This window comes from Variovorax boronicumulans NBRC 103145, assembly GCF_001591345.1.
Classification (GTDB): Bacteria; Pseudomonadota; Gammaproteobacteria; order Burkholderiales; family Burkholderiaceae_C; genus Variovorax; species Variovorax boronicumulans.
On record NZ_BCUS01000191.1, the window covers coordinates 1 to 7,512 of the forward strand.

The window sequence follows — 7,512 nt, forward strand, 5'->3', positions numbered from 1 at the left end:
GCGCCCGCAGGTGCGGCCACGCGCAGCGTGCCGCCCGCCGTGATGCGGTTCACCGAGCCCGCCTCGCCCGTCAGCAGCGGCGCCACGATGCTCAGGTTGCCGCCGCTGTACGCGTAGCCCTTGCCCGCTTCGTACGCGCCCTGCGACTGGTAGACCGAGAGACTGCCCTTGTGGTTGGCGCTCACGCGCTCGGAGGCCTTGAGGTTCACGTCGGCAAAGCCCAGCACCAGGCGACCCGCGTCTTCCAGGCCGCTCGGCTGGCTGTGGGGGCCGTAGCCGAACTCGATGTGCTCGGCCTCGATGTTCAGCGTGCCGCTGCCGGTGCCCGCGCCGTCGCGCACCACGGCGGAAGGCGCCGTGGTCGCGCCCTGCCACACCAGGCGGCCGGTGCGGATGGTGGCCACGTCGCCCGCGCCGCCCTGGCCGTAGATGGCGGGCGTGGCCAGCACCAGCTGCGCCATCGTCGCCTTGCCGGTGGCGGGGTCGATGGTGTCCAGCGCCGCGGTGCCAAAGAAGTTGACACCGCCGCTGGCGCTCAGTTCCAGCGTTTCGAGCGCGGGCGCGCCGTACTGTCGGTCGCCGCGCAGCAGGCGGTCGAGCAGGGCCTGGCTCATGGCCAGTCCCGGCGGCAGCGTGTGGTTCTGCGCGGCGGCGGCCAGCGCGGCGCTGTCGCCCACGTTGATGCCGCGCACCGCCAGCGTGAGGTGGCGCGTGCCGTAGCGCACTGCCTCGTTCATCTCGAAGCGGTCGGGCGTCACCATGGCGATGGTGCCCTCGGAATACAGCTCGGTCTGCCCGCTGCACGACGCGCTGGCACACACGCCGATCTGCAGACTGCGGTTGTCCGAGGTGGCCTGGGTCTGCGGCACCGGCAGCGTGCTCACCCGGCCGTTGGAGACCATCAGCATCTGGCCGGTCGCGGCGTAGACGAAGCCGTCGCCGGCATCGTAGGCGGCCTTGCCACGGCCCAGGGTGTGGATGCGCGCGCCCTGCTCGACCACCACGCCGAGCGGCGTGCCCTCGGTCGCGCCCACCGCGGCCAGGAACACCTCGGGTGCGGACAGCACCGCCCCCTGGCGAAGCACCACGCTCTGCCCACCGTCGCCGGTCTGGATGACGTTGCCGCTCTGCCCATAGTCGGCGCCCTGCAACCCGCCGATGACCAGGCGCGACGCGCCCATGCCACTGAGCGCACCCGCATCCAGCGTGACGCCCTGGAAGCCCGCCGTCGCCGGCGCGCCGGCCGCGACGATCTCGAGACCGAGCTGCTCCTCGCTGCTCGTGGCCACCACGGAACCGCCCCGCCCGCCCTCGCCCACCTGGAAGCGCGCCGTGCCGTCGAAGCGCAAGGCCTCGGCGCCCGCACCGGGCGCGAGCTTCAGGTGCAGGTTGCGCGCGTCCGCCGGCAGCATGGCGCGCGGCACGCCCACGCGCAGCGCGTCGGCGCGCACGAAGTCGCCGTAGCCCATCTCGTTGTATTGCGAGTAGCTGCGCAGCACCTCGCCCGAAGTCACGATCGCCTGACGGAACAGCGTGTCGCCGATGCCGGTGCGGCCCACGCCCAGCTGCGCGGCCGTGAGCCACGAGCCGTTGCGCATCGCCAGCGTGCCGGTGGGCGCGCCCAGGCCGGCCGCGCCGTTCAGCTCCACGCGGAAGGCGCCTTGCTGCAGCGCATAGGTCGAGGGCATCAGCGTGTAGGTGCCCGCGGGCAGGCCCGGCACGCCGGTGCCGATGGTGATGTGCTGACCCACGAGCGGATCGACCGCGCCCTTCTCCGCGCCGGTGGGTGCCACCGCCGGCTGCACGCCGGGCACGATGGCATACACGGGGTTGGTCGCGAGCCCCGGCAGCGTGAAGCCGCCGCGGGCGCCGACCTGCATCAGCGGGCTGAAGCGCGCGTCGGTCGAGCCGCCGCGTCCGCTCACGAAGCCCGCGCCCCGGAGGTTGCCGCCGCCCGACAGGTCGAGCGTGGCGCCTTCCTGGCCCTGCACGCTGGCCCCCATGAACGTGAGGCCGATCGTCTGGTTGCGCTTGTAGGTGTCGCCCGCGCCCACGCCGGTGAGCTTGACCTGCTTGCCGTCGTACAGGTAGTTGATGCCGTCGACCGTGCCGCCATAGGGCATGTCCAGCCCCTCGCCGCTCACGGACGTGAGGCTGCCGGGCAGCAGCCTGACCTGCGTGGTGAGCGCATCGCCGAGCGTCAGCTGCCCGAGCGGCACCCGCACCACGCCGCCCTGCTCGATGACGCCGGCGCGCAGCGACAGGTCACCGAAGGCCGAGTACGGCACCTGCGGGCTCGCGCCGGTGCCCTCGATGCGCAGCGCCGTGTCGGGCCGGTAGGTGCCGTCCGGCGCCAGGCCCGCGGACACCAGCGCCACCACGCCCGTGGCCGGGTAGATCTGCGCGGCGCGCAGGGTCAGGCTGCCGGGCACGACCAGGCTCGTGGAAACGCCGACGTCCTGCCGGCCTTGCAGAAAGCGCAGATCGCCGCTGCTGGCCAGCGTGACATGGCCGAAGGCGGCCAGGTCGACCGTGGGCGCTTCGCTCGCGCCGTCGAGCACGGGGACCTTGCCGTTGACGCCGAAACCCATGCCGTCGCGGATGTCGATCAGGTCGCCGGCCACATCGAGGCGGGTGCCGGACGGCACGCGCACCACACCGCCTTCGGCGAGGGGCGCCCTCAGCACTTCACGCGTGAACGAAGGCATCGTGCCGGCCAGCCGCACGTGCGCGGCCGACAGCGCCACGTGCGCGTCATCGGGTGCGTCCTTGCCGAGCGCGAGGCCGCCGGCGTAGATCTGCAGGCCCTGCCGCATGCGCAGGTCGACGCCGTCTTCGAAGGCGAGCGTGGAGCCGGCAAACAGCGAGAGGGTGTCGAAGCCGCCGCGCCGGACCGTGTCGGTGCCCAGCCGGGCCTGGCCGTATGCAAGGGCGCCGTCGTCGACGCCGGCTCGCAGGGTGTCGGGCGCGAGCGGTGCGCCTTGCGCCGCACCCAGCACCAGCACGCGGTGCCGGCGCACGCGGTCTTCCGCCTGCTGCAGCGGGTCCAGGTGCAGGCGCAGGCCCGGCGTGCCGAGCACCACGGCCAGCGTGCCACCGGCCGCGCGCTCGCCGCCCGCGACGGCGCGCAGTGTGCCGTCCAACTGCAGCCCGTTGTACGACGCGAGCGAGATGCTGCCGCCGTTGCTGGCGACATCGGTGGCGCCCATTCCGGGCACGTCGAGCACCGCATGCGTGCCCGAGGCATCGAGCAACGCGCCCGGGCGCACGACGACGAAGTTCTGCGACGCGGTGGCCTTGCTCCCCACCGCATCGATCTCTCCACCGACCACGATGCTGCCGCCGTCGCGCACCAGGCCGTAGCGCTTGCCGGTGGTGTCGGTGGCGGTGGCCGCATGTGCCGACGCATCGAGCACCGCCTGCCCGCCGATCCAGATCGAGCGGGCATGGGCCGTTGCATTGGCAATGTCCGATTCGAGGTCGGTGATGTCCACCGTCTTCAGCACGATGCGCCCGCTGTTCGCGCGCAGCGTGCCGTCCACCGTGAGCTGGCCGGCGCTGCGCACCTCGATGGCCTGGCCCGGGTCGACATGGATCGCCGCGCCCTTGCCCACCACGGCCTGCACCGTCGGCAGCTCCTTGGCGAGCGTGGTCGTCGTGCCGGCCTGCAGCGACAGGCTCGCGCCCTTGCGCTGCGTGAGCACGGCCTGGGTCGCGTCTTCCTGGTAGAGCGGCGGCGTCCACACCTCGAGCGCGTCGGCCGGACGGCTGCCGGTGACGATGTCCTGCGCGTGGGCGCCGAAGCGGTACACCGGCATCGTCACGTCGATCCGCGCACCGTCGGCCACCGTGAGGCCATGGTTGCCGATGAGCGCATAGCGGCTGAAGCCCTTGTCGAAAAAGCCGGCGTCGAGCATCAGCGTGTCGGCCTGCGCCGTGCCCGAGGTGTCGCCGATGGCGACGCGCATCGTCTGCACGCTCAGCGTGCCGCCGCCGTCCACGCCGTGGCCGCGCAGCACCGCGCCGTCGAGCGCGACATGGCCGCTGCCCGTGTTGAAGCCATCCGCCTCGAGCGTGACGCTGCCGCCCTTGCCGCCTTGCGGCTTGGCCTTCGACAACAGCGCCGCGCCGGACGACACGTCGATGACGCTGCCGGTGCCCAGCACCACGTCGCCGGTGCTGCGCACGGACACGCTGCCGCCGTTGCGGTAGGCCACGCCGCCCGCGTCGACCGGGTTCGTCAGCAGGTGGGTCCACAGGCCGCGGGTGTCGAGCGTCGTACCGCCTGCGAGCACCACCGAGCTCGTGCCGCCGTCGGGCGCGGTGAGCGTGCTCGTGTCCTTCAGGTAGTTGAGGCTGATCTGTTCGAGCACGTTGCCCAGATGGATGCCGCCGCCGCGCGCGACGAGGTCGGCGTTGACCTTCACGTTCGGGCTGTACAGCGTGAGGTGGCCGCCGTCGCCGACCTGCAGCGCCTTGTCGACCGCGATGCTGTCGGTGGCCGCGATGCGCACCGCGCCCAGGCGAAAGCCGCTGAGCTGCGCCGCATCGAGCACCAGCGTGTCGCGGCGTTCCGCCGGCAACACGGTCGCGAGGTCGAGCCCCGCGGCAATGCCGTCGGCCGCATCGCCCAGCACCACGTTCCTGATGCCGGCGCTGTCGAGCCGCCGGTGGATCGCACCGGCCGTCTTGTCGTAGTAGGCGTCGTAGCGGCCCACGACGAGCTGCCCGCGCTGCGCCACCGCGCCGGGCGACTGCTGGTAGCCGTCGAGCCCGGCCTGTCGCGCCTGCGTCTGGCGCTCGCCCTGGAAGGTCTCGCCGACGATCTCGCCTTCGAGCACCGCGGCCTGCGTGCCGACGATGAGCAGGCCGGCATCGCGGCCCACGGTGTAGCCGCTTTCCAGCCGCGTCTGCGGGCCGATCAGCGGGCTGTAGAAGAAGCCCGTCGTCTTCTTGCCCCAGCGCGCGTGTTCGTCTTCGAAGCCCTTGTAGACGCCCGTGTAGCGCAGGTCGCCCGGCGCCTTCGAGACTTCGTACAGCCGCCCGTCCGCGCCCTTGAGCCAGCTCTGGTTGAGCCTGCCCGTGAGCACGTCGAGCGTGCCGCCCGAGATGTTGATGCTCGCGCCGCGCTGCGTGACGAGTTCGCCGCCGCTGAAGCCCACCACGCCGCCCTGCGCCATCCACTCGCCCACGCCGTGCGCCTGCGTGCCGAGGTAGCCGCCCACCTCGAGCAGGCCGCCGCCGGTGTACCAGCGTTCGCCCTGGTAGCCGCCGGTGCCGCCGGGCACGAAGACCAGCGAGCGCCGGTCGATCCACAGGTCGTTGTTGTTGAGGTTCTTGCTGTCGCGGTTGAGCGGCGCATCGCGCTGCTCGTTGCCCTGCACGTTGATCTTGATGTTGTTGGATTCCATCGCGAGCTTCACGCCCACCGCGCCCGACACGTCGATGCGCGCGCCCTCGCGCACGAGGCTGCGCTGCTTCGCGTCGACCACCACCTGGCCGCCGGTGGCCAGCGTGAGCGAGCCGGCCTGGAACTCGACCGTGCCGCCGCTGGCGACCTCGACGCGCGACAGGTCGTGGCGGTCGTTGCCCGCCAGCACGATGGTGCCGGTGCCCAGCTGGACTGCCGGCGCCATGAGCCCCGCGCGCTGGCTGTCGAGCGCGGTCGCGCCGCCGGTGTCGAGCACGATGGCCGTGGTGCTGCCTTCGCCGAACCTGACCTGGCCCGTGGCGCCGGTCGCGTTCAGGTGCACCGTGCCGCGTGTGTTGACCGAGGTGCTGGACAGGATGACGCCGCCCTGCACCACTTCGCGCCCGGCCAGCGTGACGTCGCCGGTGGTCGCCTGGATCAGCCCGGTGTTGCGCACCGTGCCCGCCGGGCTGTTCGTGTCCAGCGTCACCGCGACTTCGTTGCCGCGCGTGGTCGAGCCCAGGTTGCCGTCGGTGCCCACGCCCTTGCGGATGGTGAAGTGATCGCCCGCCGCGAGCAGCGTCTGCCCACCGGGCGTGGCGATCTCGCCAGCGTTGTGCACCTCGGCGCCCAGCAGCAGCACATAGCCGCCGCCCTGCGTGGCCGAAGCGGGTGCGGGCGTGGAAAGCCTGGCACCGGCCTGCACCTCGACGCGGCCTTGCGCGTTCCTGAAGTTGGGCGCGCTGCCGTTGGCGTACACGCCGTGGGCCTGGAACTGCGCGTCGTCGATCTGCGCCGCCGCGGCCACGAGGTTGCGCGTGTCGACCTGGCTGCTGCCGCTGAACACGATGCCGTTGCGGTTGGCGACCATCACCGTGCCGTCGGCCTTGATCTGCCCCTGGATCTGCGAAGGCCGCGCCTGCGGGTCGTTCACCTTGTTGAGCACTGCCCAGTCCTTGCGCTGCGCGAAGGCCACGGTGGTGTTGCGCCCGACGTTGAAGGTCTCCCAGTTGAGGATCGCCTTGTCGGCCGTCTGCTCGACGGTGACGACCGTGCGGCCATCGACCTGCCGCTGCGAATCGCCGGTCAGCGCGCGCGCATTCGACCAACCCGCGGTCAGCGAATTCGTGTCGACCTTCAGGCCGCCTTCGGCCAGGCCGTCGGGCACCGAGGGGTCGTTCTGCGCGGCGCGCCGCGCGGCCGCCTGTGCCGCCTGCTGCGCCGCGATGCCGCGTGCCGCCAGGTTCAGGTTGCCGATCGACTGCTGCAGCTGCTCGCTCGCGCGCTGCTGCTGCGCGAGCGGACCCGCGAGCTGCGCCGCCGGCAGCCCGTTGGGCATCAGGCCGGTGGCCGTGGCCGTGGCCTGCGCCGCGCCCTTGGCGTTGAACCAGGTCGGGCTGAAGGCGCGCTGCGCATGGGCCGGCGCGGCGGCCGCACCGGCGGCCAGCGCCAGCGCCATGGCCTGTGCCAGCGGCGAAATCCGGAAGCTCCTCGCCTGCACGGCAGCGCCCTGGCGGCGGCTGCGGTGTCCCTCGTGTGTGTTCATCTGACGCCCAGTAAAGAATGAAATGCACCGGCACGGAATCCGTGCCCCTTACTGGACAGACCGACAGACGCAAACAAAACCGCTAAGTTTCTGGACCAATCCTGAGTGCACGCGAGGGCCAATCAGGCTGTCACATTCATCAGCTAAGGAGCAGCACGCCGCCCGGCAGTGCGCGCACCTCGAGGTCGTACGAGCGCTGGATCTGCACCAGCACCGTGTCGAGCGAAGCGATGGCGAAACGCCCGCTGACTTCGCGCCCGGCCAGGCGCTGCGCCAGCAGCACCACGCGGCCCGGCCGGTAGCGGTTGATCTCCTCGATCACGTGCGCCAGCGGCGTCTGCCTGAACACGAGCACGCCGCTGCGCCAGGCCGAGGCCTCGCGGGTTGCCACGGCTGCCACCGGCCCGAGCGAACCCGCGTCGTACAGCACCTGCTCGCCGGCCTGCAGATCGCGCGTGCCCCTCGCGTGCGTGACGCGCACGCGCCCTTCGAGGCAGGTCACGCAGCCCCGGCCCGCGAGGTAGCGCACCTCGAAGCGACCGGCCTGCGCCTCGCT

The 7,512-nt window shown here is 72.2% G+C and carries 2 protein-coding genes; both read right to left on the minus strand.

Annotated features, from left to right (window positions below; all coding sequences use genetic code 11):
* Positions 1-6,956 (minus strand): two-partner secretion domain-containing protein (locus tag VBO01S_RS30040; protein ID WP_157627514.1); only part of this gene is annotated, 6,956 nt, incomplete at its 3' end.
* A gap of 139 nt (positions 6,957-7,095) precedes the next feature.
* Positions 7,096-7,512: FecR family protein (locus VBO01S_RS30045; protein ID WP_157627516.1), on the minus strand; the 417-nt coding region annotated here is incomplete at its 5' end.